Here is a 25614-nt window from a genome sequence, read left to right as displayed (position 1 = left end):
CACCTCCCCCCGCTCCTCCTCGCCGACATCGCCCGCCGCGCCACCGACGTCTGGCTCCCCCCCCCCCCCCCCGCGGGCCGCGCCCCCCCGCCCCCCCCCCCCCCCCCCCCCCCCCCCCCCCCCCCCCCCCCCCGGGGGCCCCCCCCCCCCCCCGCCCCCCCCACCCCCCCCCCCCCCCCGCCCGGGCAGTCGGGCAGTCGGGCAGTCGGGGTCAGCCGAGCCGGACCCGGATCTTCTGGGGGGCGCCGGCGGCGCCGGTGAGGTCGCCGAAGGAGAGCCGCAGGGTGGCGCCCGTCGTGGCGGCGGTGACGGTGGCGGGCTTGGACAGTACGGCCGAGACGCGCTTGGCCCAGACGACCGTGAGGGAGGTCGCCCGGCGGGCCGGGTCGGAGACGACGACGGTCGCGGTGCCGTCGCGGTGCTCGCGGACGAGGACGGACGCGGGGGCGTCGGCGGTGAGGGGTCCCACGGTGCCGGCCGCCCAGAAGTTGACGGCGGTGAGGCCGAGCCGGGGGACGCGGACGCCCTGCTGGGAACCGGAGTTGGCGAGGATCCGGAGGGCGCCCTTGTCGGCGGCCCGCCGCGCGGTGGCGGCGGCGCTCGCGCCGGGCATCAGGACGTACGCGTAGCCGGCGTCGGCGGGGTCGGTGCCGTGGTCGGTGAAGAGGGTGAGGTAGCGGCGGGTGAGCGGTGCGGTGGGGCCGCCGGTGTTGATGTCCCGCCAGGAACCGGTGCGTTCCTCGCGTACGGCGCTCAGGGTCAGCCCCTGGGGGAAGACGTAGCCGGCGTGGCCCGCGACGTGCGCCCAGCCGGCGTCGTCGAAGGTCCGCCGCCAGCCCTGGGCGTCCGGCTGGACCCGTCCGTCGACGGTGAGCGCCGGCGTGCCCGTCGTGCCGAGGGCGCGGTTGTCGACGGTGGTCTCCACGGGGTGGCCGTCGGCGGAGGTGATGCCGGCGCCGAGGCAGACGACGGAGTCGTCCAGCCAGAACCACGACTTCCTCGCGTTCATCGTGGAGGAGAGTCCCACGAGGTGCTGCCCGGTGGCGCCGAACTCGCCGTCGGTGGTGCCGCCGACCCAGGCGGCGTTCGGCATGGGCTGGCCCCAGTTGCCGCCCTCGCCGTCGGCGAGCGGCTTGCGGGAGGCCGTGATGCCGGGCAGGCGGTACGGGTCGACGGTCGGCCAGTACGCGTCCGAGTACTGCTCCAGGCCGAAGTCGTCGCCCCACCAGGAGAGCCAGCCGGCACCGGTGTGGTAGCCGCGGGCGTGCTCGCCGTTGCCGAACTCGTAGTGCGCGATGCGCTTCGACGCCATGGAGACCGAGGCGCACCAGTCGCGGCGGCGGTGCGTGGCCCGGTCCATGTGGTGGAAGAGCCGGTGCTGGACCGGTTCGGGCGCGGGCGTGACCGAGGTGTCGTCGAGCACCGACTGGAGCAGGGCGGCGCGGACCAGGCTCAGCTTCGGGTTTCCCAGCGGCGGGGCGAAGTAGTCGCGCTGCATCCACCCCTTGACCATCGCGCGCCACCGGGCGTTCTCCGCCTCGCTCGCGCCCTGTCCGACGAGCACGATGGTCGCGAGCAGCGCGTGCGCCCTGGTGTGTTCGGAGGTCCCGGCCCTGCTGATGCCGCGCGAGGACACGTTGTCCATGATCAGGCCGTTGTGCACGAACGGCGCGATGGCGTTCTCGACGGTGTCGAGGAACAGCTGCGCGTCCGGCGAGTCCACCGGCCACCGGGACGTGCGCAGCAGCGCCATGAGGCGCCCGACGCCGTCGTGCAGGACGGAGCCGTAGCCGCCGATGTACGGGACGTTCCGGTGCTGGACGAAGGACCCGTCGGCGTAGAAGCCGTCGCCGCCCGTCACGTACGGGAAGACGGGGTTCAGCGCGGCGACGGCCCGCGCGAGGCGGTCGGCGTCCTCCCCCACGATGGAGCGCAGGATCACGCTGCGGCACAGGTCCACGCGGTTGGCCCCGGTGGACGTGCCGGTGTACGAGTCGAAGACCGAGTCGGGCACGAAGTGGTCGACGGCCCGGCAGTACGCCGCGATCCGCTCCGCCGTCAGGTGCTCGTGGACCAGCACGCACGTGTCCATCAGCGCCTGCGGTCCCCCGATCTGCCAGTTCCACCAGTTCCCGTACCGCGTCGTCGTCTCGTTGTAGACCTGCGCGTGTACGTGCTCCAGCCCCGCCAGCACGGCCTCCAGCGCGGCCGGGTCCCCCGTGAGGCCGGTGCCGGGCTGCGCCCACGCCTGCGCGAGCGTGCCGAGCCGGTTCAGGCTCTCGTTCATCATCGCGGAGAACGCGTACGACTCCGCGTCCGTGTCCGGCTCGGGGTCCCGCCACACGGCGTCCGGCCACAGCGACCCCTCGGCCGGCGCCATCGCGGCCAGATGCCCCCGCGCCGTCCTGCCGAGCTCGGCCAGCAGCGACTTGAACGGCTCGGCCGTGGGGCTGAACCCCGTACCGAGGACGAGCCCCCGCCACGTGGCGCGCAACGCGGCGAACTCCTGCGCGTCCGCCTCCACCGCCACGGCCGGCGCGGCGCCGACCCCGACGAGTCCGAGCGTCAGCGCGGTGCCTCCGCTTGCCTGAAGGAACGTACGGCGGCGCAGGGAAGAGCCCATGAGAGACCAGCCTTTACGGGAGGAAGTCGGGGGACGAATGCCTGCCCCGCAGCCTCCGCAAGCGCTTTCTATCCGTCAAGGGACGACGTCGAATCGGGCAGTTTTCGGTCAACGGGAGGGCGGGGCCGCAGGATCCGGAAGACCCTCGCGACCCCGCCCGAACCTCCCACGACACAGGACCTGCCCCGGTCCCGTTGCGGCCGCGCCCTCCGCCACGGCCGCAACGGGACCGGGACGGAGACAGGCGGCGGGAACCGGGCAGGCAACGGGACCCGGACGGAGGCGGGCGGCCCGGCCCTACTTCAGGTGCCGGTCGAAGAACCGGGCCCCGTCCTCCACCTCGAACCACGGGGTGCCGACATGGCCGCCCAGGTTGGCGTGGAGCGTCTTCTCCTCGGTCGCGAAGGCGTCGAACAGGTCCAGCGCACGCTGCCGCGGGTTCCCTTCGTCGTCCCACTGGAGCAGGAACAGCAGGGGGACGGTGAGCCGCCGGGCCTCCTCGCGCTGGGCGCGGGGCACGAATCCCCCGGCGAAGAAGCCGACGGCCGCGATGCGCGGTTCGAGCACCGCGAGGCGGATGCCGAGGGCGGTCCACCCCGAGTACCCGACCGGGCCCCCGATCCCGGGCAGCTCCAGGAGGGCGTCCAGAGCGGTCCGCCATTCCGGCACCGCGCGCTCGACGAGGGGGCCGACCAGGGACTCGAAGATCTCGTCGACCGGCTCACCGGCCCGCACCGCCCGGCGGAGGTCGGCGCGGACCCGCTCGTCGGCGGCGGAGCGGGGCCGGTCGCCGCACCCCACGGCATCGATCGTGGCCACCGCGTAGCCGGCCGCCGCGGTGTGCCGGGCGCGGGCGATCAGCCGGGGGTCGCTCTTGGGCAGGCCGTTGTTGTGGGCCATGAGGACCAGCGGGACAAATACGGCGAACGCGGCGCCCACAGGGTGCCGGGGATCTCGCCGAGGGTGAATGCGCGTTCGAGAACGCCGTCGTCGAGGCGCTGCTCGGACGTGAAGCGAAGGGTCGTGGTCGTGCCTTTCGGGAGAGCTGCGGTACGGCGCTCCCGGACGACCTATCGCCCGACCGTGACCCCGGAGGGGAGCACCCATGTCGATCCTGCGTTCACGGGTACCACCTCCTCGTTCTCTCGCACGGCCTCCGGCAACGTAGCAACGCCCCCGCATGCCGGCCAAAGGGTTCTCCGCGCGGCGGGTCCGCCAGCAAGCTCCACCTGAGCACGGACGGCCGCTGCCGACCGCTGTCCCTGATCGTCACGCCGGGCCGGCAAAGGCTCCCGCGCCGGACGGCCGACCGGCTTCGGTGAAGAGCGGTACAAGAAACGCAACACCGTCGAACGGGCCGTCGACAGGCCCAAGCACGCCAGAGCCGTCGCCACCGGACACGACAAACGTGGCTACGTCTACCTCGGCACCGCAACCGCCGCGGCGCTGGCCATCTGGCTCAGGACGTGAACCACCGCAAGACCAGACAGTAGAGTGACCTGCCGAGATCGCCACTTCGAAAGAAGAGCCGTGCCCCGCAAGACGGCGGCTGCTCTCCGTCTGGACGCTGCCTTCCGGTCCCGTCTTCGGGACTACCGGCGCCGGTCCTCACAGTTCTCACCCCACACGTGTCGCCAGGCAGCCCGGTTCGAGGCCGAACGCGGCCTTCCCGCCCGGGCGCTCGAACACGCCGTCCATTGCTGGCGGGGCTTCGCGCGCCGTCCGGGACGGCCGCTCCACCTGCCCGGGCGCCGGCCGCGTGCTGATGCGCACGGATGATGGTGGAGTCGACCGAGACCGTCCCAGTCGATCTCACCCGCCGCGTAGAAACAGGTGTGTCCCGGCCGACATCGATGAGCCTCGGGGCCATGGCTGTCACCGGCTCGCGCAGCAGCAGGCGACCCGTACCGGTGTGGCCGCGACCGCCGTCCGCCACCTCGGAGCGGTCCACGACTTCGCGTCTCTGAACGCTCTACGCGACAGTCCGCCCACCGAGGCCGCCATCCGCCAAGGCGGTGCCTTCCTCAAAGGCGCTCTCACCAAAGGACGGTGAGAGCGGGGGAGGCGGACCCGCCGCGCGAGCGGCCCGGACCCTCGCCTCCCGCCCACCTCCACCGGCCGGACAAGTCCTAGCGCGTCTCCGGGGCGTGTGGCGTCGGGGTGGCGCCGCAGGAGGCGCGGATCATCAGCCGCGGTAGCCATTCGACGGCGGAGTGGGCGGCGTCGGGGTCTTCGAGGCGGCGGACGAGGAGGCGGACGGCCGCTTCGCCGACCGCGAAGGTGGCGGGGCTGACGGAGGTCAGGGGGATGTCGGCGAGGGCGGCGACCTCGTCGTTGTGGCAGACGAGGGCGAAGTCGCGTGGGACGCGGACCCCGTGGGCCGTGAGCCACTGGAGGAGGTTGAGGGCGTCGATGTCCGTGTGGACGAGCCCGGCGCGCACCTCGCCCGAGGTGATGAGCCGGAGGAGGTGCTCCCTGGCGACGATGTCGTCGGGGTGCCCCCAGGGCACGGTCGGGGCCGGCGAGAGGTCGTCGTCGGGCAGCCCGAGGGCCCGGACCGCGGAGAGGTAGCCGGTGCGCACCGCGGGGCGGGTGTGGGTGTGCCGGGCCAGCAGGGCGACCCTGCCGTGGCCCAGCCGCGCCAGGTGCCGGACGGCCAGGGCCGCCCCGCCGGCGTGGTCCGACACCACGCGGTCGAGGTGGGAGCCGGGCACGCCGAGGGGGATGCGGCGCTCGACGAGGACGGCGGGCACGGCGGGCTCCGCGAAGCGGGCGGCCTCCTCGGCGGTGGGGCCGCCGACGGACCAGCTGGGGGCGAGGAGGAGGCCGTCGACGCCGGCGTCGAGCAGGGTGGCGACGTGCTGGAGGTCGCGGTCGGCCGCGTAGTCGGTGATGCCGACCAGCAGCCGTGCCCCGACGTCGGCCGCGGCCTGGCGGGCGCCCTGGACGACCGCGCGGAAGTAGTAGTCGGACACGGGCACGACCATGCCGAGCACGAGTCCGCTGGGCGCCGGGGGTGCGCTCCGGCGTGCGAGGCGCGCGTCGCGGGCGTTGAGCGGTGCGGTCGGCCACGTGACGGTGCCGTGCAGGCGCCGCACCCGTCCGACGTCGGCCAGGGCGGCCACGTCCCGCCGGGCGGTCTCCACGGACACGCCCAGAACCGCGGCGAGTTCGCCGACCCGCACGCTCTCGCGCTCCCGCACCACCCGCAGGATCCGGCGGTGCCGCTGCTCCACGCTCTCTCGCATCGGTGCCGTCCCTCGCTCCGGTCGGGTTTCGCGGGCGCAGCGTAGCCCACGGAGTGAGGGGAACTGACCGGAAACTGACCGGGAAACGGCTGTGCGGGGGCTGCTGGTCCCCTGCCGCCGACCCCGCCCGGTGGCGCTGCCCGCCCCTCCTTCCCGGCCGCCGTACGGGGGCGGAGCCGTACGGGAGCGAAGCCGTACGGCGTCAGCCGCCGGTGGCGCCCCTGGCGAGCTGGTGGAGGCGGAGGGCGAGGTGGGTCTCCAGGGCGCGGGCGGGGGTGTTCCAGTCGGGGCCGAGGAGTTGGGCGACGCGGTCGAGGCGCTGGACGACGGTGTTGACGTGGACGTGGAGGGCTTCCTTGGCGCGGGAGAGGCTGCCGCCCTGCTCGTGGTAGGCGCGGAGGGTCCGGACCAGTTCGGTGCCGCGCTCGGCGTCGTAGGCGAGGACGGGGCCGAGGACGCGCTCGACGTACGAGCCGACGTCGGACCGGTCGCCGAGGAGGACGCCGATGAAGCCCAGCTCGGCGATGTCGGCGCCCTCTCCGCTGCGGTCGAGGGCGTGCAGGGCCGTCAGGCAGCGCAGCGCCTCGGCGTGGAGGGCGGCGAGGTGCTCCGGTCCGTGTCCGGGGCCGGCGGCGCCGACGGTGACGGGCGTGCCGAGGGTACGGGCGAGGTCGGCCGCGAGGGTGCGGGCGAGGGGCCCGGGGCGGTCCCCGGGGACGAGGAGGACGGCGTGCCCGTGCCGGGTGCCCGCGAGACCGCCGAGGGCCCGGGCCTTGCGGGCGGTCTCGTCGGAGAGCCGGGCGCGCAGGGCGGGCTCGCAGTCGAGGGCGGCGACGGAGTGGGGCCGGGCGAGGTCGACGCCGAGGCGCCGGGCGCGCAGGGCGAGGCTTCCGCCGTCCCGGCGCGGCGACGCAGCGGGGTCGACGAGGAGGTCGTCGAGGAGTTCGCCGCGCACCCGGTCCTCAGTCTCGGCGACCGACCGGCGCATCAGGAGCAGCAGCGCGGTGACCAGCGCGGCACGTTCGAAGAGGCGCCGGTCGGCCTCGGAGAGGTCGGCCCGCCCGGTCAGCACGATGCTGCCGAGGGCCTCGGTTCCGGCCAGGACGGCGCACGTCCACACGGAGTCCGCGTGGACGGCCCTGCCGTCGGTGTGCGAGACGGCCAGGCTTTCGGCGGAGGGGGTGACGGGTCCGGTGCCGGACCGGGACAGTTCGCTGCCGTCGGTGTCGTGGACGGCCACCCCGCCCCCGAGCAGCGCCCCGATCTCGGCGGCCACGTCGTCGATGCCCGCGCCCCTCAGGACCAGTTTGGTGAGGCGGTCGTGGGCGTCGGAGGCCCGGTGCAGTGCCTCGCTGTGCGCGTGGGCGGTGGCGTTCGCGGCTTCGAGCCGGGTGAGGGTGGAGCGGGTCTCGTCCAGGAGCCGGGCGCTGTCGATGGCGACGGCGGCGTGGTCGGCGAGCGAGCCGAGGAGCGCGATGGCGTCGGGCGTGAACTCGCGGGGCGCCCGGTCCGCCGCGAACAGCACCCCGATGATCTCCTGGCCCACGCGCAGCGGTACGCCCAGGATCCCGCCCAGCCCTTCCTCCGCCACCCCGTCGTCGATCGCGCCGGTGTGCCGGAAGCGCCGGTCGGTGCGGTAGTCCGTACTGGCATAGGGGCGGGCGGTCTGCGCGACGAGCCCGCCCAGACCCTCCCCCATGCCCAGCCTGAGCTGCTGGAAGGCCGCGGAGACCGAACCGTCGGTGACCCGCATGAACGTGTCCTGCGCGACCGGGTCGTTGAGCGTCAGGTAGGCGACGTCGGTGCCGAGCAGCGTCCTCGCCCGCCGGACGATGGCGCGGAGCACGGCGTCGAGGTCCCGCAGCCCCGCCAGGTCGCCCGCCGTGTCGAAGAGTGCCACCAGCTCCGCCTCCCTGCGGCGGTACTGGTCGAGCACGCGCCGCACGCCCAGGGCGACCTCGGTGGTCTCCTCGATCCAGGCGGCCTCCGCCGTACCGGCCCCTCCCGCCCGCGACCGGGCCGGCTGGGCGGCGAGCTGCTCAGCGGGGGCTCCCGCGGCCAGCAGGTCCAGCAGGCTCCGCGCGGCGGCCGCCGCGGGCGCCACCACCTCGGGCCGGCCCTGGCCCGCCGCTCCAGCCGCTCCGACCGGTCCGACCGATCCGGCCGATCCGGCCGATCCGGCCGCGTCACGCTCCGGCGCCCGGGCCCCGCTGCTCACCGCCGCCGCCCCGGCCCCGCCGCTCGCCGGCACGCGGCCCTCGCCGGGCGTCGGCGTCCCGGCGTCGGCTCGACGGTCGGCGGTCATGAGGCCTCCTCGCGGGCCGTGTACGGGGTGGGGTGCGGCGGTGCCGGGCGGGTCAGGGGGGACCCGCCCGGGACGCCCCGGGCCTGCTCCGGCAGGGCCTAGGCGCGGTCGCTCGCGGGGACGGGGGCGGAGGGCGCCTGGGCCTGCTGCTCGTCCCGGGTGCGGCTGAGGTCGCGGCCGAGGGTCTCCCTGGTGACGGCCACGGTGATGGTGGTGATCACGGCGGCGGCGCAGAGGTAGACGCTGATGGGCGTGGAGCTGCCGTAGTCCTTGAGGAGCTCGACGGCGATGATCGGGGCGAGGGCGCCGGCGATGATCGAGGCGAGCTGCGAGCCCATGGAGGCGCCGGAGTAGCGGACCTTGGTGTCGAACATCTCGGAGATGAACGCGGCCTGCGGTCCGTACATCGCGCCGTGGAGCAGCAGGCCGGCGGTGACGGCCAGGGCGATGACCACGAAGGACTTGGAGTCGACGAGGCCGAAGAAGACGAACGCCCAGATCGCCATGCCCGCGGAACCGATGAGGGTGACCGGGCGGCGGCCGATGCGGTCGGACAGCGCGCCCCACAGGGGGATGGTGACGAAGTGGACGGCCGAGCCGATCAGGACGGCGTTCAGGGCGGTGCTCTTCGGCAGTCCCAGGTGGGTGGTGACGTACACGAGGAGGAACGAGGTCAGGATGTAGTACGAGATGTTCTCGCCGAAGCGGGTGCCGATCGCGGAGAGGACCTCGCGCCAGCTGCGCCGGAACACCTCGACGACCGGGGCCTCCTCCTTGACGCCCGCCGCTGCGGCGGCCTCGGCCTTGGCCTGGGCTTCCAGGAACACCGGGGACTCGGAGACCGAGACGCGGATCCACAGGCCGATCATGACGAGCAGGCCGGAGAGCAGGAACGGGATGCGCCAGCCCCAGGACTGGAAGGCGGCGTCCGACTGCACGGCGGCGAGCAGCGCGAGGACGCCGGTGGCGAGCAGGTTGCCGCCGGGGGCGCCGGCCTGCGGCCACGAGGCCCAGAAACCGCGGTGCTTGTCGCCGCCGTGCTCGGAGACGATCAGGACCGCCCCGCCCCACTCGCCGCCCAGCGCGAAGCCCTGGACCAGGCGCAGCACCGTCAGCAGGATCGGCGCCCAGACGCCGATCGCGTCGTACGTGGGCAGCAGGCCCATCGCGAAGGTCGCGCCGCCCATCATGAGCAGGCTGAGCACCAGGAGCTTCTTGCGGCCGATCTTGTCTCCGTAGTGGCCGAAGACGATGCCGCCGAGCGGGCGGGCGGCGAACCCGATCGCGTAGGTGATGAACGCGATCAGCGTCCCCACCAGCGGGTCGGCGGTGGGGAAGAACAGCGTGTTGAACACCAGGGCGGCGGCCGAGCCGTACAGGAAGAAGTCGTACCACTCGATGGTGGTGCCGATCAGGCTCGCGCCGACGATGCGGCCGATGCCGCCTCTCGGCGTGGTGGTGTCAGACATGGGTTCACCGGGTTTTCACAAGGGGGGACGGGACGGGATGGTACGGGTGGTACGCGCAGGGGCCGCAGGTCGGCCGGGGTGCTCGGCCGGAGGGTGGGCCGGGGTGCTCGGCCGGAGGGCGGGCCGGGGCTCTCGGCCCACAGGTGGGCCGGGGTTGTCAGCCCGCGGGCCGGCCGGGGTTCTCAGCCGGCGGTCCAGCCGCCGTCGAGGGGCAGGGACGCGCCGGTGAGGTAGCCGGAGTGGGGGCCGCAGAGCCACAGGACGGCGGCGGCCACCTCCTCGGACTCCAGGAGGCGCTTGACGGGAGAGCGGGCCAGCAGGACGTCGGTCAGGACGTCGCCCTCGCTGATGCCGTGGGCGGCGGCCTGGTCCCGGACCTGGCCCTCGACGAGCGGGGTGCGGACGTAGCCGGGGTTGACGCAGTTGCTGGTCACGCCGTGGGGCGCGCCTTCGATCGCGGCGACCTTGCTGAGCCCCTCCAGGGCGTGCTTGGCGGCTACGTAGGCGGACTTGTAGGCGCTGGCCCGGAGTCCGTGGACGCTGGAGACGTTGACGATCCGGCCCCAGCCGCGGGCGTACATGTGCGGCAGGACCCGGCGCATCAGCAGGAACGGTGCGGTGACCATCACCTTCTGGATGAGCTCGAAGCGCTCCGGGGGGAACTCCGTGAGGGGGGCCACGTGCTGGAGGCCGGCGTTGTTGACGAGGATGTCGACCTCGGCCGGGAGGAGGTCGACGGATCCCGCGTCCGCGAGGTCGGCCACGTGCGCCTTCCCGCCGGCGATCTCCGCGACGGCCTTGGCCGCGGCGGCGTCCCGGTCCACCACGTGGACGACGGCCCCCGCCTGTGCCAGGGCGAGCACGCAGGCCCTGCCGATGCCGCTTCCACCGCCGGTCACCAGAGCCGTACGCCCGCTCAGGTCCACCGCCGCGCTGGGTGGCGGCAGAGGAGCCGGGGCGAGAAATGTGTTCGTCATGGCCGGAAACATTAGGGAGCGTCTCGATGCCGTCCCATGTGAGCATCCCCCATAAAACAGTGTCTGGCAGTGGCGCCTGACGCCATAGATTCCGTGGGGTCGGGAGTCACCCTGCCCTCGGACCCCGCAGCAGGCACCAGGTGCCGGTTCCGGCCCCGGACACCGCCCCCACCCAGGTGGTTACCGCTACCTGCACAGGGGTTGATGTGTGGATGACAGACATGGTCCGCCCTTCTGCCGCCTGCCTAGGCTCGCAGCCGTTCGGTAGTACCGGCACCGGCTCTGACCTGCGAGGTCGACCCGGCTCGCCCGAGGGAAGGGGACCGTATGGGTCTGGACAAGACAGTCGCGAGCGCAGCGGAGGCGGTGGCCGACATACCCGACGGCGCCTCCCTCGCGGTGGGGGGCTTCGGGCTGTGCGGGATACCGGGCACGCTGATCGACGCGCTGTGGCAGCGCGAGGTGAACGACCTCGACATCGTGTCCAACAACTGCGGCGTCGACGACTGGGGCCTCGGGCTGCTCCTCGCCGCCGGCCGGATCTCGCGCATGACGAGCTCGTACGTGGGGGAGAACAAGGAGTTCGCCCGGCAGTACCTGAGCGGCGAGCTCGAGGTCGAACTCGTGCCCCAGGGGACGCTGGCGGAGCGGCTGCGGGCCGGCGGAACCGGCATCCCCGCCTTCTACACCCCCGCCGGAACCGGCACCCAGGTCGGCGAGGGGGGGCTGCCCTGGCGTCACGCCGCCGACGGCTCGGTCGCCGTCGCCTCGCCCGCCAAGGAGACCCGCGACTTCGGCGGCCGTCCGCACGTGCTCGAACACGGCATCACCACCGACTTCGCCCTGGTCCGCGCGACCATCGGCGACCGGCACGGGAACCTCGTCTTCCGGTCGTCCGCACGCAACTTCAACCCGCTCGCCGCCATGGCGGGCCGGATCACCGTCGCCGAGGTGGACCACCTCGTCGAGCCGGGCGAACTCGACCCCGACGAGGTCCATCTGCCCGGGATCTTCGTCCAGCGCGTGGTCCGGGTGTCCCCCGGCGATCCCGCGGCCGAGCGGCGCATCGAGCGTCGTACCGTTCGACAGGAAGGCGGTGCCTGACATGGCGCTCACCCGCGAGCAGATGGCGGCCCGCGCCGCCCGGGAACTGACCGACGGCACCTACGTCAACCTCGGCATCGGCCTGCCCACGCTCATCCCGAACCACCTGCCGCCCGGCGTCGAGGTGGTCCTGCAGTCGGAGAACGGCATCCTGGGCGTCGGCCCGTACCCGACCGAGGACGAGCTGGACGCCGACCTGATCAACGCCGGCAAGGAGACCGTCACCACCCTGCCCGGCGCCTCGTTCTTCGACTCCGCCCTGTCCTTCGGCATGATCCGGGGCGGCCACGTCGACGCCGCCGTGCTCGGGGCCATGCAGGTCTCCTCCTCGGGCGACCTCGCCAACTGGATGATCCCCGGCCGGATGGTCAAGGGCATGGGCGGGGCGATGGACCTCGTCCACGGCGCCGGCCGGGTCATCGTCCTCATGGAGCACACCGCGAAGGACGGCAGCCCCAAGCTCGTGGACGCCTGCGACCTGCCGCTCACCGGGCGGTCCGTCGTCGACCGCGTCATCACCGACCTCGCCGTCGTCGACGTCACCGCGAACGGCTTCGCCCTCGTCGAACTCGCCCCCGGCGTCACCCTCGACGAGGTCCGGGCCGCCACGGCCGCCGACCTGACGGTCCCGGCCGGCATCGGGTCCTGAGGAGGCCCCTCCGCCCCGGGCCGTCGGCGGCGGGTTCCGCGGGAGGCCCCTCGCCTCGGACCGTCGGCATCCGGTTCCGAGGGAGGCCCTCACCCCGGGCCGTCGGCGGCGAGTCCCGAGGAAGCCCCCGCCTCAGACCGTCGGCGGCGGCGCGGCCTGGAGGGACGGGGCGGCCTCGGCGGCCTCGTACGAGGAGGCGAAGGTGAAGGCGCGGGGGGACGGACCGTTCTCGCGCAGGTCCGCCAGCCGCTCCATCGCCTCGCCGACGGTCGGGAGGTGACCCGCGGGCACCCACCACAGCACCAGGTGCGCCTCGACGTGCCGCGCGAACCACTCCCTGCGCCGCCGCATCACCTCCAGGTGCCCGCTGCGGTAGGCGAAGTCCCACAGCGCCTCCTGGGTCTCCCACACCGAGAGGTTGACGATGACGTCCTCCCCCGCCGGGCGCAGGCCGGTGGCGTCGGCCGCCCCGTCCTCCACGAGCCGCCACACGAAGCCCGGCGCGCCGTCGGCGGCGGCGTTCACCGGATCGAGCATCTCCACGAACGGCGCCACGCGCGGGTCGTCGAGCGGATGGCGGAGCGTGGCGACGTTGAGCTGGGCGAGGTGGGCGGCGTGCTCGGATGCGGTCATGGCCTCATCCCAGCACGGCCCGCTTTTCTATGTCAATCTTCATTGTTTTTAGAAGTCTCGACCACCACGCAGCACTCCCCGGGCCGCGCGTCCATCCGCGCCCGGAGCGGGCCCCCTTCCCCGATCAGCCCTTCGAGCAGCGCGAGATTCATGCCGCAGACCAGCGGCGGGAAGCGCTCGGCGACCGTGTGGAAAGGGCAGTTGCGCATCCGGACGACACGAGCGACCGGACCGGCCGCCCCACCCTCGCCATCACCATCGCCGTCGTCGCCGCCACCGCCATCCTCGACATGCGGCTCGTACCCCCGCCGGGTCAGCATCTCCACGGCCTCGTCCAGGTCCCCGCAGACCGGCGCCGAGCCCCGCAGGGCCTCGCCCCTGCGCCGCGCGGCCGCGCAGAGCCCGGCGTCGAGACCGGCCTCCTCGGCGGCCTCGGCGAGCAGCTCGGCGGCCGTGCGGTAGTCACGCGCGGGCAGCGACACCGACCGCTCGACCCGCGCCCGCGTGTACACCTTGGCGGGACGCCCCGCCCCCGGCCCCGAACGGCCCGTCAGCCGACGGCTGCCGCTCTCCAGGAGGCCGGCCTCGGTCAGCTTCTCCAGATGGTGCGCGGCGAGCGTCCGCGCCACCCCGGCGGCCTCGGCCGCCTCGTTGCGCCCGACCTCACGACCCTGCGCGGCCACGTACTCGTACAGTCGGCGCCGCACCGGATCCTGCAGCACCGCGATCACATCGATGTCCTCCACGCGACCATTCTAGGAACAACGTGGATTGGAGATAGAAAGCCCGCGACACCCCGTCCGCCCCCTCCCCCTCCACCCCTACCGCACGCCCTCCTCCGCGCCGCCGCCCAGCGCGGCGGCCAGGCGGGCCTGGCTCAGCCGGTTGTACGGGCTGTCCGGGCGCAGTCCGGTCCGCTCGCTGATCAGGACGCGGGCCAGGTCGTGCCGACCGGCCCGCAGGGACGACTCCAGGAGGGTCTTCTGGACTGCGTCACGCTGGGCGTGGCTGCCGCCGAACTCGTGGAAGCGTCGGCGGAGGGGCCAGAGCAGGTCCACCGCGGTCCCGTGGTCGCCGTGCGCGTGCGCGACCAGGGCCCGGCAGACGGGGAGGCCGATCTCCGCCGTCATCGCGTCGTTGGTGACGTCGCCCGCCCCGGTCCGCTCCAGCCACCGCTGCCGGTCGGCGATGAGGCGCTCGGCCTCGGCGGGGCGGCCGGCCCCGACGTAGGACATGACGGCGTGCACGTCGTTGAAGGCGTAGAACGGCGGGTCGGCCCGTGTGGTCCACGAGTCGGCGAGCGCCTCCCAGCGCGGGGCCTGGTCGAGGCCCGCCAGGTGGAACCGCCACAGCAGGGCGGCCGCGTCCAGGAGTTCCATGGCGAGGCCGGCGGACGACTCGTTGTGGAGGTTCGCGTCGTAGACGCGCAGCGCGGTGTCGGTGTCGCCGGCCTCCAGGGCGAACAGCGCGTAGTGCCACCAGGTGTGCACGGCGAGGAAGTTGCCGCCCGACCAGTCCCCGGCACGGGCTTCGAGATAGGCGGCGCCTTCGGCGTACCGGCCCCGCATCTCGTGGGTGTGCGCGACGGCGTGGACGGCCCAGACGTCGTGGGGGTGGCGGGCGACGGCGGCCGCGCCGACCTCCTCGGCGCGGTCGTAGTGCCCGCACTCCTCCAGGCCGAAGGCGTACATGCCGAGCAGCGGCCCCCGGTGCGGGTCGTCCGCGTCCCACGCGGACAGCGCGCCGCCGACACGGTCGCGCAGGCGCACCGCGTCACCGGTGAGGAAGTCGAGCTGGTGCCCGACGAACAGGGCGAGCGCGTCGCGCGGGTACGCCAGGGTCAGGCGCTCCAGGGTTCCGCTCGCCCCCCGCAGGTCGCCGGCGAGCAGGCTCTCGGCGGCCGCCGTGTGCAGGCGCTCGCGCGGCGGCAGGGCCGTGCGGTCGAGGCCCGCGGCGTACGCGGCGAACCGGCCCCGTGCGACGGCGGCGTCGGCCGGCTCCGTTCCCAGCACCCCCAGGTAGGCCGCGAACGCCTGCCCCACGGGCGACACCGGGTCCGCCGCCAGCAGGTCCCCGACGGCCGTCACCACCTCCGGCCTGAAGAACAGCAGCGCCTCCACCGCCCGGTCCAGATGTGCCGCCCCCTCCTCCGTACCCTCGTACAGGAAGTGGCCGTACCGGTCGGTCGCCATCCCAGATCACCTCACGCGACGCCTCGGGAACGCACGAACGACGCCCCGGCCGGGGCGCCAGCCCCATGAAGCCACCTCCGGACCACCGCGCACAGGCCCCGAACAGGTGACACCCGAACACACCCGGGGCGCACCCGGTGCACGCCCGGGGGCACGCGTCCGGCCGGCCCACGATCACGGGGGCGCGACGCCCGTGTCGCCGTGGAGGCGGAACGCGTCCGGCGGCGGGTCCTCGTCGGGAGGGCCGCCGCCCCCGCCGCGCAAAGCGCTGTCCATGTGCGGCGGGGGCGGCGACCCGGCATGCGGCCGCGGTCAGGCGGTGGGTGGTGCTCCCGGCGTGGCGGCGCGGAGGTCGGCGAGCAGTTCGGCCTGGCCGGCGAGCACGCCCGACAGGATCGTCCTGGCCACGGCGAGCAGCTCGGCCACCTGGGGAGTGGTCAGGGAGTAGTAGACACCCGATCCCTCGCGGCGCGCGACGACCAGGTTCGACCTGCGGAGCACCGCGAGCTGCTGCGACAGGTGCGCGGGCTCGACCCCGACCTCGGCGAGCATCTCCGAGACGGCGTGCTCCCGCTCGCTCAGGAGCTCCAGGACGCGGATGCGCACCGGATGTCCCAGGGTCTTGAAGAACTCGGCCTTCAGTTGGTAGAGCGGCGTGCTCACTGCCCCCACCGCCGATCCGAGCAGCCGGCCGCCGTCCCGCCGCACGGCCGCCTGCGCGCCCGCCCTGTCCCTCGCGTCCATCCGGAGTACTTCACCATGGACACCATCTTCGCCCCTCCGGGTCGGCCTCATGGCGTGCGGGTTCTCCGGGGCGGTTCCACGCGTGCGGGTGCGCGGGAGGGGGAGGGCAGGATCCCGGTGCCCCGGAGATGGGCGCGGGCTCCGGCGATGGCCTCGGGGGTGGTCGGGTAATCCCGTCCGCCGGTCCGGAGGAGGTCGAGCGCGCCGACGGAGGCGAGGGCCCGGCGCTGGTCGGGGCGGATGCCGGAGGTCATGACGACGATCCCGCGCCGGTTCAGCCTCTCGACGGCGTCCTTGAGGACCAGGGCGCCGGTGGCGTCGACGGTGGTGACGCGGGACATGCGCAGGATCACGACCCGGACGTCCGCGACCTCGGACAGTTCGAGCAGGAAGCGGTGGGCGGCGGCGAAGAACAGGGGGCCGTCGACGCGGTACGCGACGATGTGCTCGGCGAGCAGGGCGTGCTCCTCCTCGCCGTGCTCCCCCGGCAGTTCGGCCCGCAGGTCGACCTCGTCGAGCCGGGCCTGCCGCGCCACGGCCCGCAGCGCGAGGCCGCCGGCGACGACCAGGCCGATGATCACCGCGTACACGAGGTCGAGGACGAGCGTGGCGACGGCGGTGAGGACGAGGACGACGGCGTCGGAGCGGGTCGCCTTGGCCATGGCCCGCAGTGAGCCGACCTCGACCATGCGGATCGCGGTGGCGAGCAGGACGCCGGCGAGCGCGGCGAGCGGGATCATCGAGACCAGCGGGGCCGCCGCGAAGACGATCACGGCGAGGACCGCGGCGTGGGTGAGGGCGGCGAGCCGCGAGGAGGCGCCGGTGCGGACGTTCACCGCCGTACGGGCGATGGCCGCCGTGGCGGGGACGCCGCCGAAGAGCGGCGCGGCCAGGTTCGCGATGCCCTGTCCGAACAGTTCGCGGTCGGGGTCGTGCCGCTGTCCGACGGTCATGCCGTCGGCGACGGTGGCGGACAGCAGGGACTCCAGGGCGGCGAGGGCGGCGACCGCGAGGGCGGGCGCGAGCAGGGAACCCAGGGCGGAGGGGTCGAGGAAGTCGAGCGAGGGGGCGGGCAGCCCGGCCGGCAGGTCGCCGATGGGGGCCGCGTCGAGGTGGAACACCTGGGCGGCCGCGGTCGCGGCGGCGACGGCCACGACCGAGAAGGGGACGGTGGGCCACCGGCGGGCGCCGAGGAGCATGGCGCACGCCACGCCCGCGGCGAGGGCCGCCGCCGTCCAGTGGGGTGTCCCGGCGAACGCCTCCACCGCGCGCCAGGCGACCGCGAGGACGCGTTCGCCCTCGGGCTCGGGGACGCCGAGGGCGTTCGGCACCTGCTGGAGGAAGATCACGCACGCGATGCCGAGGGTGAAGCCTTCGACGACGGGAGCGGGGATGTACCGCATGGCGCGGCCGGCCCGGGCCAGCGCGAGCGCGATGAGCACGAGTCCGGCCATCAGCCCGACGGTGAGCACGCCGCCGGGGCCGTACCGCGCCACGATCGGGACGAGGACGACGGTCATCGCGCCGGTCGGCCCGGAGACCTGGAGGTTGGAGCCGCCGAAGAGCGCGGCGAGGGCGCCGGCGACCACGGCCGTCGCGAGGCCGGCCTCGGCGCCGAGGCCGGAGGAGACTCCGAAGCCGAGCGCGAGCGGCAGCGCCACGACGGCCACGGTCAGGCCCGCCAGGAGGTCGCGGCGGGGCGCGCGGGCCATGGCGGCGAAGTCGGCGCGGGCGGGGAGCAGGGGGCGCACCCGGTGCCGGGCGGCCGTCAGGGCGTCGCTCAACGGGTTCATCGGGCCGCGCCCTCGGTTTCCCGGAGTTCGTCGAGGAGCTCGTTCCGGCCGGCGAGCATCTCGGTGAGGATGCGCCGTGCGGCCTGCAGGAGGTCGGCGACGTCGCCGCCGGCGAGCCGGTAGACGACGGTGGCGCCGTCGCGTGACGAGGCGACGATGCCGGACCGCCGGAGCACCGCGAGCTGCTGGGAGAGGGCCGGCGGCTCGACCTCGATGGCGGCGAGCAGGTCGCGTACGGCCACGGGGCCGTCCTGCAGCAGTTCGAGCACGCGGATGCGCACCGGGTGCCCGAGCATCCGGAAGAAGTCGGCCTTGGCCTGGCAGAGCGGTACCGGCACGGTCTCGGATCCTCCTCCCGCCCCGGCCGTCGGGGCTTCGCTCGGTGCCGCGCCCGCGGCTACCTACGGGCGCGGCACACCTCACGATGTAGTGAATTGCTAAATTATGCAACTCGTAAAGCCGCGAGGCCGCGGGCGACCCGGGGGCCGCTCAGGCCTTCTTGACCACGCTGGACTTGAGCTGCATGGGCCCGAAGCCGTCGACCTTGCAGTCGATGTCGTGGCCGTCGACGCCGTCCACGAGCCGGATGTTGCGGACCTTGGTCCCGGCCTTGATGCCGGTCGGGCTGCCCTTGACCTTGAGCGTCTTGACGACGGTCACCGTGTCGCCGTCCGCGAGGACGTTGCCCACCGCGTCCTTGATCACCTTCTCGCCGCCGGTACCGGCGCCGTCGGCCACCCCCGCCGCCAGGGACCACTCGTGGCCGCATTCGGGGCAGACGAGCAGCGCGCCCATCTCGTAGGTGTAGGCGCCGGAGCACTCGGGGCAGGGAGGGAGGTTCTCGTTCACGCGGCGAGTCTAGAGCGAAACCATCAATTGCGAAACTTGGCAACTAGTCGTACGGGCCGCCGGGGGCGACGCCCGGGACCACCAGGCCCGACTCGTACGCGACGATGACGAGTTGGGCCCGGTCCCGCACCGTGAGCTTGCCCATGATCCGGCTGACATGGGTCTTCGCCGTGAGCGGCGACAGCCCCAGGGCCTCCGCGATCTCCGTGTTGCTCAGCCCCCGCGCCACCAGCGCGAGCACCTGGCGCTCGCGGTCCGACAGCCCTTCCGGCCCGCCCGTCACGGGAGGGTCGGGCAGCGCCAGTGCCCGCGCGATCAGCCGGGACGTCGGCCCCGGCGACAGGAGCGCCTCGCCCGCCGCCACCGTACGGATCGCGCCGAGGAGCTCGGCCGGCCTGATGTCCTTGACCACGAACCCCGAGGCACCGGCCCGCAGCGCCTCCACGACGTGCTCGTCCGTGTCGTACGTCGTCAGGACCAGCACCTTCACCCCGGCCAGGTCCTCGTCGGCGGCGATCAGCCGGGTGGCCCCGATCCCGTCGAGCTCCGGCATCCGGACGTCCATGACCACCACGTCCGCCCGCGCCGAACGGGCCAGCTCCACCGCCTCCTTGCCGTTGGCCGCCTGCCCCACGACCTCCATGTCGGGCGCCGACTCGACGAGCATCGCGAACGACGCCCGCACCAGCGACTGGTCGTCCGCCAGCAGCACCCGGATCACACCGCCACCTCCCCCACCGCGAGCGGCAGCGCCGCCGTGACCTCGAAACCCCCGCCGTCGCGCGGGCCCGCGCTCAGTGTGCCGCCCACGCTCCTGGCCCGCTCGCGCATTCCGACGATCCCGTACCCCGACCCACCGGATCCACCCGACGCACCCGGTCCCGCGGTTCCGCCGCCCCCGACGGCGCTCCCGACGCCGCTCACGACGACGTTCCCGTCGTGTCCGCCTCCCCCGTCGCCGCCACCGGCCGCCGCGCCGCTGTTGGTCACCCGTACGGTCAACACCTCCTCGGCCAGGCCGACATCGACCCGCACGCGGGCGTCCGGAGCTCCGTGCCGCACGGCGTTGGTCAGGGACTCCTGCACGATGCGGTACGCCGCCGCGCCCACCGCCGCCGGGACCTTCGCCCCACCCGTACGTACCGTCAGGTCGGCACCCGAAGGCCGTACGAGATCGGGCAGCGAGGCCAGGTCGGGCAGCGGGCCCTCGGGGGCGGCCCGTAGGACGTCCAGGGTCGTGCGCACTTCGGCACGGGCGTCCCGGCACGTCTCGGATATCCCCTCCAGCGCCCGGACGAGCGCCTCCCGGTCGAGCCGGTCGGGGTCGGCGACCAGGACGTGCGCCGCGACCGACGCCTGCACGCCGATGAGGGTGATCGAGTGCGCGAGGAGGTCGTGCAGGTCCCTCGCGATGCGCAGCCGCTCCTCGGCGGCCTTCCGCTCCCCCTCGCGCTCCGCCCGCTCCACCACGCCCGCCACCAGCTGCCGGTGGAGCCGGATGCTCGCGCCGAAGACGAGCATGGCGATCACCCAGCCGGAGACCCTCAGCAGCTCGACCATCTCGTGCGGGTTGACGACGAGTTGGATGGTGAGCGTGACGGACGTGACCGCCAGCCCCACGATCAGCGTGCGCTGCGGCCGACCGGTGGCCGCGACCGTGTACAGCGCGGTCATCGAGGCCGGTATCGGCGCCAGGTGCATGAAGTCGAGCGCGTGGTAGGGGGCCACGCAGGCCACCACCGCCAGCAGCACCACCAGCGGTGCCCTGTGCCGCCAGACGAGCGGGACGTGCGCGGCGAGCAGCAGCGCCCACCCCAGCACGTCCGGCCGCCGGCCGTCGTCGACGGTCAGCGCCAGGGCGATCGCGACGAGCGCGAAGCCCGCGGCGAGCGCCACGTCGCACCGCGTCCGGTACGGCGCCGCCCGCGGGTCGCGGATCAAGGCCGCTGCGAAGTCCATGGTGTTCATCCTCCCCGCGGGCAGGGGCCCCCGGTAGCCCCGGGAGCCCCCACCCGCCCCTGATCAGACCCGTACGGGCGTCGGCTCGGCCGCGGCCTCCGAACCGGGGTCCGCCCCGGTCCTCCTGGCCAGCGGACCCGGCCACCACACCTTCCGGCCGAGCAGCACGCTCGCGCTGGTGACGAGGTACGTGCGGACCAGGAAGGTGTCGAGCAGGACGCCGACCGCGATCACGAAGCCGAGCTCCGCGAGCTGCACCATCGGCATGCTGACCAGCACCGCGAACGTGGCGGCCAGGACGAGCCCCGCCGAGGCGATCACCCCGCCGGTGGTCCGCAGCGCGGTCAGGGCCGCCGCGCCCGGCTCCGTCCCCTTCAGGCACTCCTCGCGCATCCGGTGCATCAGGAAGATCCCGTAGTCGACGCCGAGGGCGACGAGGAAGACGAAGGAGAGCAGCCCGAGGCCGGGATCGGTGCCCCCGAACCCGAAGAGGGACTCGAAGACGAGGCCCCCGATGCCCAGGGCCGCGCCCCAGACCGCGACGACCGCGGCGACGAGCACCAGCGGAGCGACCAGGCTGCGCAGCAGCACGATCAGCACGATCGTCACGACGACGAGGACGAGCGGGACGACGATGTTCCGGTCCCCGGCGCTCGTGTCGGCCATGTCCAGCTGCTCGGCGCTCGGTCCGCCGACGTACACGCCGTCGCCCAGCGCGGACCGCAGTTCCTCGATGGTCGCGGTCTCGGCGGCGGACTGCGGCGGGTGCGCGGCGATGACGGAGATCTCCGTCCAGCCGCCGCCGCTCCGGCCGCGCTCGGCCTGTGCGACGCCGCCCGTCGCGCGCACGGTCTCCAGCGCGCCGGCCGCGCCCGCCGTCGGGGCGACGACGGTGATCGGCTGCGTCCCCAGCTCGGGATAGGCGGCGGCCAGCGTCTTCATCGCGGCCACCGCCTCCGGGGTGGTGCTGAAGGAGTCCTCCTGCTTCAGGGCGCCGGGCAGGTTCAGCGCGCCGAGCCCGAGGGCGGCCAGGGCGGCGGCGCCCGCGAGGAGGACGGCGAGCGGCCGTCGGCCCGCCGAGGAGCCCATCGCCGCGAACAGCGACCGCCGGGCGGCCTTCGGCTCGCTCCCGTACTCCGGGATCAGCGGCCAGAACACCCGCCGCCCGAGCACCACGAGCAGGGCGGGCAGCAGCGTCGTCATCGCGACCAGCGCGCACAGCACCCCGACCGCGGCCGTCGGCCCCATGCCCCGGCTGCTGTTCATGTCAGCGGCGAGCAGGCAGAGCATGCCGAGCGCGACGGTCCCCGAGGACGCGAGGACGGCGGGCCCGCAGCCGCGCAGCGCGGCGGCCATGGCGTCGTACGGGCGCGGCACGCGGCGCAGCTCCTCCCGGTAGCGCGAGACGAGCAGCAGCGCGTAGTCCGTGCCCGCGCCGAAGACCAGGATCGTCATGACGCCCGTGCTCTGGCCCGAGACGCTGATGTCGAACCCCTGGTGGAGGGCGTAGGTCACGGCCATCGACAGGAAGTCCGCGACGCCGGCGACGACCAGCGGCACGAGCCACAGGAACGGACTGCGGTAGATGACGATCAGCAGGATCGCGACGACCGCGACGGTCGTGTAGAGGAGCGGGCCGTCGAGCGACTCGTACACCTCGCTCGCGTCCGTGGCGAGCGCGCCGGGGCCGCCCACCTCGCCGCTCACCGTCTCCCGGACGTCGTGCACGAAGGCGTCCCTGGCCTCCTCGTCCGCACCGGGCTCGTTGCTGGACACGGCGTACATCACGGTGGTGCCGTCCGCTGAGGGCACGGGCCTCGGCGTCGACGTCAGCCGGTGCTCGGCGGCGACCTCCGCCACCTCCCGTGCGGCGGTGTCCCGCTCGGCGGCGGTCAGCCCGCCCTCCCGGTGGTAGACCAGCACGAGGTCGGTGGAGTCCCCTCCGGGCAACTGCTCGGTGATCCTGGCCACCTGCGTCGAGTCCGCGCTCGCCGGCAGGTAGTCCACGGCACGGTCGCGCTGTACGTCGCCGAGCTTCCCGGCGAGCGGCGCCGCCAGGGCGATCACCAGTACCCACAGCGCCAGCACCCCCCAGCCGACGATCCTCTTGCGGCCCCCCATCGCGGGCCTCCCTCCGTCGTTCTCCGTCGTGTCCGTCCCAGACTCCCGCCGCCGGGAGGGGGATTCGTCGCGCTGGAGACCGAGTCGGGGGCTACTCCCCGGGGCGTCCCGGGGCCGTGACTACTCCCGGGGGAGTACGGGGGCACCGGGGCCGTGACCGCTCCCTGGAGTACGGGGACCCCGGGAGCGGTCACGGCCCCTGGGGTACGGGGACCCCGGGAGCGGCTACGCGGCGCCGCCCGACGGCAGCAGGCGCTCGACGAACCAGACGAGGCCGACGACGCCAGACGACGAGGACGCGGTGCCGCGATTCTCCGCGCGTGATGTTCTCGACGGCGACGTACACGATGGACAGGGCGATGAGGGGCTCGGCGATCTCGGTGGGGACGTCGACCCACCCGAGCACGGCAAGCGCGAGCGTCACGCTGTGGGCCACGGTGAAGCCGGTGGCGAGGCGGAGGACGCGCGCCATCCTTCCCCGCAGAGCAGGAGGAGCACCAGGAAGAGCACGTGGTCGATGCCGCCCAGGATGTGTTCCAGGCCCAGGGACACGAAGCGGCCCGTCGACGACCAGGAGGCCTCGGAGCCGTCGGAGCGCGCGGCCGCCCGGCCCGGGGCGGCGTGACCGGCCCGCAGTTCGCGGTGGCCGGCGTCGAAGACGTCGCTGCCGCCGGATCCGCCGAGTTCGTAGTCGTCGCCCTCGCCTACGCCCAGCAGCACGACGACGGCACCAAGGACCTCTGGTCCGTCCCCGCCGACGGCACCGGCACCCCCGCCTCCTCCTCCGCAACGCCCACTCCCCCGCGGCGCTCGGCTGACCCGCCGGACCGGATCAGCGCGCCGGACCCCGCCGGCTCCTCCGCGACGCCCACTCCCGCGTGAGCCCGCCCGCGGCCGCGAGCAGACCGAGCAGGGCCGTCAGTGCCAGCAGGGCCGGTCCCGTATGGCTGTCGAGGGCGCGGGCCCGGACGGCGGTGGCCGGGATGCTGCCGGCCTGTGCGGCGAGGGAGAAGCGGGAGTCGTTGGAGTTGGCGCGGTGGTCGCCGAGGAGGAACAGCCGGCCCTCGGGCACCACCACGTCGTAGGCGGGGGCCGTGCCGGACGGATCGCCGTCCTTCACGTACGGCTCGGTCAGCGGCCGGCCGTTCACCGTGACCGGCCCGCCGGGGATCTGGCTGACGTGGTCGCCGCCGGTGCCGATCACCCGACGCAGCAGGGGCCTGCCGTCGGGTGCGCCCTCGGTGCCGTGGAGCACCACGTCGCCCCGCCTGACCTCGGACGCGTCGACGCGCTCGAAGAAGACGCGGTCGCCGCGCGGGTACGTCGGTTCCATGGCCTCGCCGCCGACGACGGCCGAGGTGTACCCGGTGGCGAGGAGCGCGACCGCGCACGCGGCCGCTGCCAGACCCGCCGCGGCCGTCAGCCGTCCGGCGAGCCGGCGCGGGCGGCGGTCGTTCATGACTCCGAGCCGATCGGGACGATCGGGTAGAAGTCCGGTGTCGGCATCAGGTGCGCGACGGAGAAGGGTTCGAACTCCGGGTCCGTCAGGACGCGGTGGACGAACTCGGAGGTGGACACGCCCACCTCCTGCCAGGGGTACGGGTTGCCCCGTGTGACGATCGGCCAGGTCGCCGGGTCCTCGTCCGCGGACGCCAGCCAGAAGTAGCTGCAGTCCATCTCCGCGAAGGCCCACGGGATCAGCCCCCGGCGGCCGGGCCGGTACATCCCGTACGGCGCGAGGACGGGATCGGGTCCTGCCTCGGGGCTGGTGTCGAGGTAGGAGTGCCAGATGTGGGGCAGGTCGAACTGGCCCGTGGCGTCGCTGCCGAGAATCCTGATGAATTTCGAGAGTTCACCCGTGCCGAATGTCTCGAAGAGCTTCTTGTAGTCCTCGGGCAGCGCCGTGCCGAGGTCTTCCTCCATGCGGTCCCAGGGGATTTCCAGCCGAAGCGGCTCCCAGTTGGTGGCCTCGGCGAGGCGCGCGACCCACATTCCTTCCACACTCCGATCGAAGAACTGAAGAATCTCAAGGTGCTGACGCCGCGAAGGAGGGGACCGGGGGGCGCGCCGGATGTCCGACACGCCCCCCGGAATCCCGTTACGGCGTGTTGTAGACGGGCACCGAGTCGCTGGCGCCGCTCGAACTGGTCCAGGATATGTCGATCCGGTCGGGCATCGGATCGGCGGCACTGGGACTGGGAGCGGCCCGCGCCGTCGAGCGGCATGCAGTACAGCTCGCTCTTCCTGCTGTCCTGGCAGCCGGAATCGTCGGGTCGATCGTGACCGGGTACCGCCGCTCCGGCGCGGCCGGCCACTTCGCGTCCGGGGTGACCGTCGGGTCGATGTCCTTCCACGACTTCCCCGCCCGGTAGCCGGACGGAACCGCCGGCACCTCGGCCTGGACCCGCCCGTCGGAGAGCATCCGGTAGCGGGCGTTCTCCGTGTGCTTTCCCGTCAGCTCGGCGACGCGCTTCGCTTTGCCCGCCGGCTTGCCCTTCGGTGATTTCTCGCGGCTCGGCAGCGTCGGAGTTCCGCCGGCGACCTGTTCCCCGGACTTGTCCTCCTCGTCGTACGAGAACCACCCCTTGAAGGCATCGAGGATGCCCGTTCCCTCCCCCTCGGAAACCCTGCGGCATAAGCGGCCTGTGGCAGCATGGTGCTCGCCAGCGCGGTCACCGCGAGGCAGGAGACGAATCTCCCCCTTCTCACTTTCACGCCCGTCCCTTTCGTCGACCCCGCTTCCCCGTACGGGCAAGCGCGGGCACGCCGACATGGCCGGACGGAGATTTCTCCGTTCCGACTCGGCGTTGCGACCGGGATTATCGGCCTCGGAATTGATGGCCTGTCAATCAAGGAGACAGTTCGGTCCGGCCACTTCCGCGGTTCTCGGGAGATCGACGGACCTGCCTGTTTTCCCGCCGCAATGCGGCTCCCGCGTTCAGGCGCCC

The 25614-nt window shown here is 73.9% G+C and carries 22 protein-coding genes and 2 pseudogenes; 2 read left to right on the top strand and 22 right to left on the bottom strand.

Going from position 1 to position 25614, the window contains the following annotated elements:
* Positions 1-211: 211 nt before the first annotated feature.
* From ACIQFX_RS29915 to ACIQFX_RS29885, 7 genes and pseudogenes are all read right to left on the bottom strand, one after another.
* Positions 212-2623, bottom strand: a complete 2412-nt coding sequence (locus tag ACIQFX_RS29915) for a polysaccharide lyase 8 family protein (RefSeq protein WP_402469668.1) — start codon at positions 2621-2623, stop codon at positions 212-214.
* 297 nt (positions 2624-2920) lie between these two features.
* A pseudogene (locus ACIQFX_RS29910) lies at positions 2921-3642 on the bottom strand (dienelactone hydrolase family protein); the annotation flags it as partial.
* Positions 3643-4355: 713 nt separating this feature from the next.
* Positions 4356-4446, bottom strand: a pseudogene (locus ACIQFX_RS29905) (IS5/IS1182 family transposase); the annotation flags it as partial.
* 306 nt (positions 4447-4752) lie between these two features.
* Positions 4753-5871: a substrate-binding domain-containing protein gene (locus ACIQFX_RS29900; RefSeq protein ID WP_402469666.1), complete on the bottom strand. Its 1119-nt coding sequence runs from the start codon at positions 5869-5871 to the stop codon at positions 4753-4755.
* 202 nt (positions 5872-6073) lie between these two features.
* Entirely contained in the window at positions 6074-8176 is a 2103-nt protein-coding gene (locus ACIQFX_RS29895) for a helix-turn-helix domain-containing protein (protein ID WP_402469664.1), read from the bottom strand.
* 98 nt (positions 8177-8274) lie between these two features.
* Positions 8275-9645 (bottom strand): MFS transporter, encoded by a 1371-nt coding sequence (locus ACIQFX_RS29890; RefSeq protein WP_402469661.1) that lies wholly within the window; start codon positions 9643-9645, stop codon positions 8275-8277.
* Between the two features lie 182 nt (positions 9646-9827).
* A complete protein-coding gene (locus tag ACIQFX_RS29885; protein WP_402469658.1) occupies positions 9828-10622 on the bottom strand; it encodes a 3-hydroxybutyrate dehydrogenase in 795 nt (264 codons plus the stop codon).
* A 327-nt stretch (positions 10623-10949) separates the two neighbouring features.
* On the opposite strand from ACIQFX_RS29885, the gene ACIQFX_RS29880 reads away from it, so the two are divergent.
* Both ACIQFX_RS29880 and ACIQFX_RS29875 read left to right on the top strand, forming a co-directional pair.
* Positions 10950-11726 (top strand): CoA transferase subunit A, encoded by a 777-nt coding sequence (locus ACIQFX_RS29880; RefSeq protein ID WP_402469656.1) that lies wholly within the window; start codon positions 10950-10952, stop codon positions 11724-11726.
* A 1-nt stretch (position 11727) separates the two neighbouring features.
* Entirely contained in the window at positions 11728-12375 is a 648-nt protein-coding gene (locus ACIQFX_RS29875) for a CoA transferase subunit B (protein ID WP_402469654.1), read from the top strand.
* 132 nt (positions 12376-12507) lie between these two features.
* Here ACIQFX_RS29875 and ACIQFX_RS29870 read toward each other — a convergent pair whose 3' ends face one another.
* The 15 genes from ACIQFX_RS29870 to ACIQFX_RS29800 form a co-directional block, all read right to left on the bottom strand.
* On the bottom strand, positions 12508-13008 hold the full coding sequence (locus ACIQFX_RS29870) for a DUF3291 domain-containing protein (protein ID WP_402469652.1): 501 nt from the start codon (positions 13006-13008) through the stop codon (positions 12508-12510).
* A gap of 32 nt (positions 13009-13040) precedes the next feature.
* Positions 13041-13754 carry a helix-turn-helix transcriptional regulator gene (locus ACIQFX_RS29865; RefSeq protein WP_402469649.1) on the bottom strand — a complete coding sequence of 238 codons (714 nt, stop codon included), beginning with the start codon at positions 13752-13754 and terminating at the stop codon, positions 13041-13043.
* Positions 13755-13829: 75 nt separating this feature from the next.
* Positions 13830-15200 carry a tetratricopeptide repeat protein gene (locus tag ACIQFX_RS29860; protein WP_402469646.1) on the bottom strand — a complete coding sequence of 457 codons (1371 nt, stop codon included), beginning with the start codon at positions 15198-15200 and terminating at the stop codon, positions 13830-13832.
* A gap of 312 nt (positions 15201-15512) precedes the next feature.
* Positions 15513-15863 carry an ArsR/SmtB family transcription factor gene (locus tag ACIQFX_RS29855; protein WP_402469971.1) on the bottom strand — a complete coding sequence of 117 codons (351 nt, stop codon included), beginning with the start codon at positions 15861-15863 and terminating at the stop codon, positions 15513-15515.
* Between the two features lie 128 nt (positions 15864-15991).
* On the bottom strand, positions 15992-17737 hold the full coding sequence (locus ACIQFX_RS29850; RefSeq protein WP_402469643.1) for a SulP family inorganic anion transporter: 1746 nt from the start codon (positions 17735-17737) through the stop codon (positions 15992-15994).
* Entirely contained in the window at positions 17734-18075 is a 342-nt protein-coding gene (locus ACIQFX_RS29845) for an ArsR/SmtB family transcription factor (protein ID WP_402469639.1), read from the bottom strand. The genes ACIQFX_RS29850 and ACIQFX_RS29845 overlap by 4 nt, the downstream gene beginning before the upstream one ends.
* Before the next feature lie 151 nt (positions 18076-18226).
* The gene (locus ACIQFX_RS29840) at positions 18227-18586 is read right to left on the bottom strand and encodes a zinc ribbon domain-containing protein YjdM (protein WP_402469637.1); all 360 of its coding nucleotides are present in this window, start codon (positions 18584-18586) and stop codon (positions 18227-18229) included.
* 43 nt (positions 18587-18629) lie between these two features.
* On the bottom strand, positions 18630-19307 hold the full coding sequence (locus ACIQFX_RS29835) for a response regulator (protein ID WP_402469635.1): 678 nt from the start codon (positions 19305-19307) through the stop codon (positions 18630-18632).
* A complete protein-coding gene (locus tag ACIQFX_RS29830; RefSeq protein WP_402469633.1) occupies positions 19304-20545 on the bottom strand; it encodes a sensor histidine kinase in 1242 nt (413 codons plus the stop codon). Before ACIQFX_RS29830 ends, ACIQFX_RS29835 begins: the two co-directional genes overlap by 4 nt.
* Positions 20546-20608: 63 nt before the next feature.
* Entirely contained in the window at positions 20609-22666 is a 2058-nt protein-coding gene (locus ACIQFX_RS29825) for an MMPL family transporter (RefSeq protein ID WP_402469631.1), read from the bottom strand.
* 190 nt (positions 22667-22856) lie between these two features.
* Complete coding sequence (locus ACIQFX_RS29820; protein ID WP_402469628.1) at positions 22857-23090, bottom strand: HupE/UreJ family protein; 234 nt, start codon at positions 23088-23090, stop codon at positions 22857-22859.
* A complete protein-coding gene (locus tag ACIQFX_RS29815) occupies positions 23087-23386 on the bottom strand; it encodes a HupE/UreJ family protein (RefSeq protein ID WP_402469626.1) in 300 nt (99 codons plus the stop codon). Before ACIQFX_RS29815 ends, ACIQFX_RS29820 begins: the two co-directional genes overlap by 4 nt.
* A gap of 112 nt (positions 23387-23498) precedes the next feature.
* Positions 23499-24125, bottom strand: coding sequence for a signal peptidase I (lepB, locus tag ACIQFX_RS29810; RefSeq protein WP_402469623.1), 627 nt, complete (start codon positions 24123-24125; stop codon positions 23499-23501).
* Complete coding sequence (locus ACIQFX_RS29805; RefSeq protein WP_402469621.1) at positions 24122-24667, bottom strand: hypothetical protein; 546 nt, start codon at positions 24665-24667, stop codon at positions 24122-24124. The genes lepB and ACIQFX_RS29805 overlap by 4 nt, the downstream gene beginning before the upstream one ends.
* Before the next feature lie 97 nt (positions 24668-24764).
* Positions 24765-25439 carry a hypothetical protein gene (locus ACIQFX_RS29800; protein WP_402469618.1) on the bottom strand — a complete coding sequence of 225 codons (675 nt, stop codon included), beginning with the start codon at positions 25437-25439 and terminating at the stop codon, positions 24765-24767.
* Between the last annotated feature and the right edge of the window lie 175 nt (positions 25440-25614).

Origin of the sequence: Streptomyces sp. NPDC093089 (assembly GCF_044754405.1) — a bacterium.
GTDB lineage: Bacteria > Actinomycetota > Actinomycetes > Streptomycetales > Streptomycetaceae > Streptomyces.
Note: the sequence above shows the minus strand (reverse complement) of the source record. Positions and strands in the feature narration are given on the sequence as shown.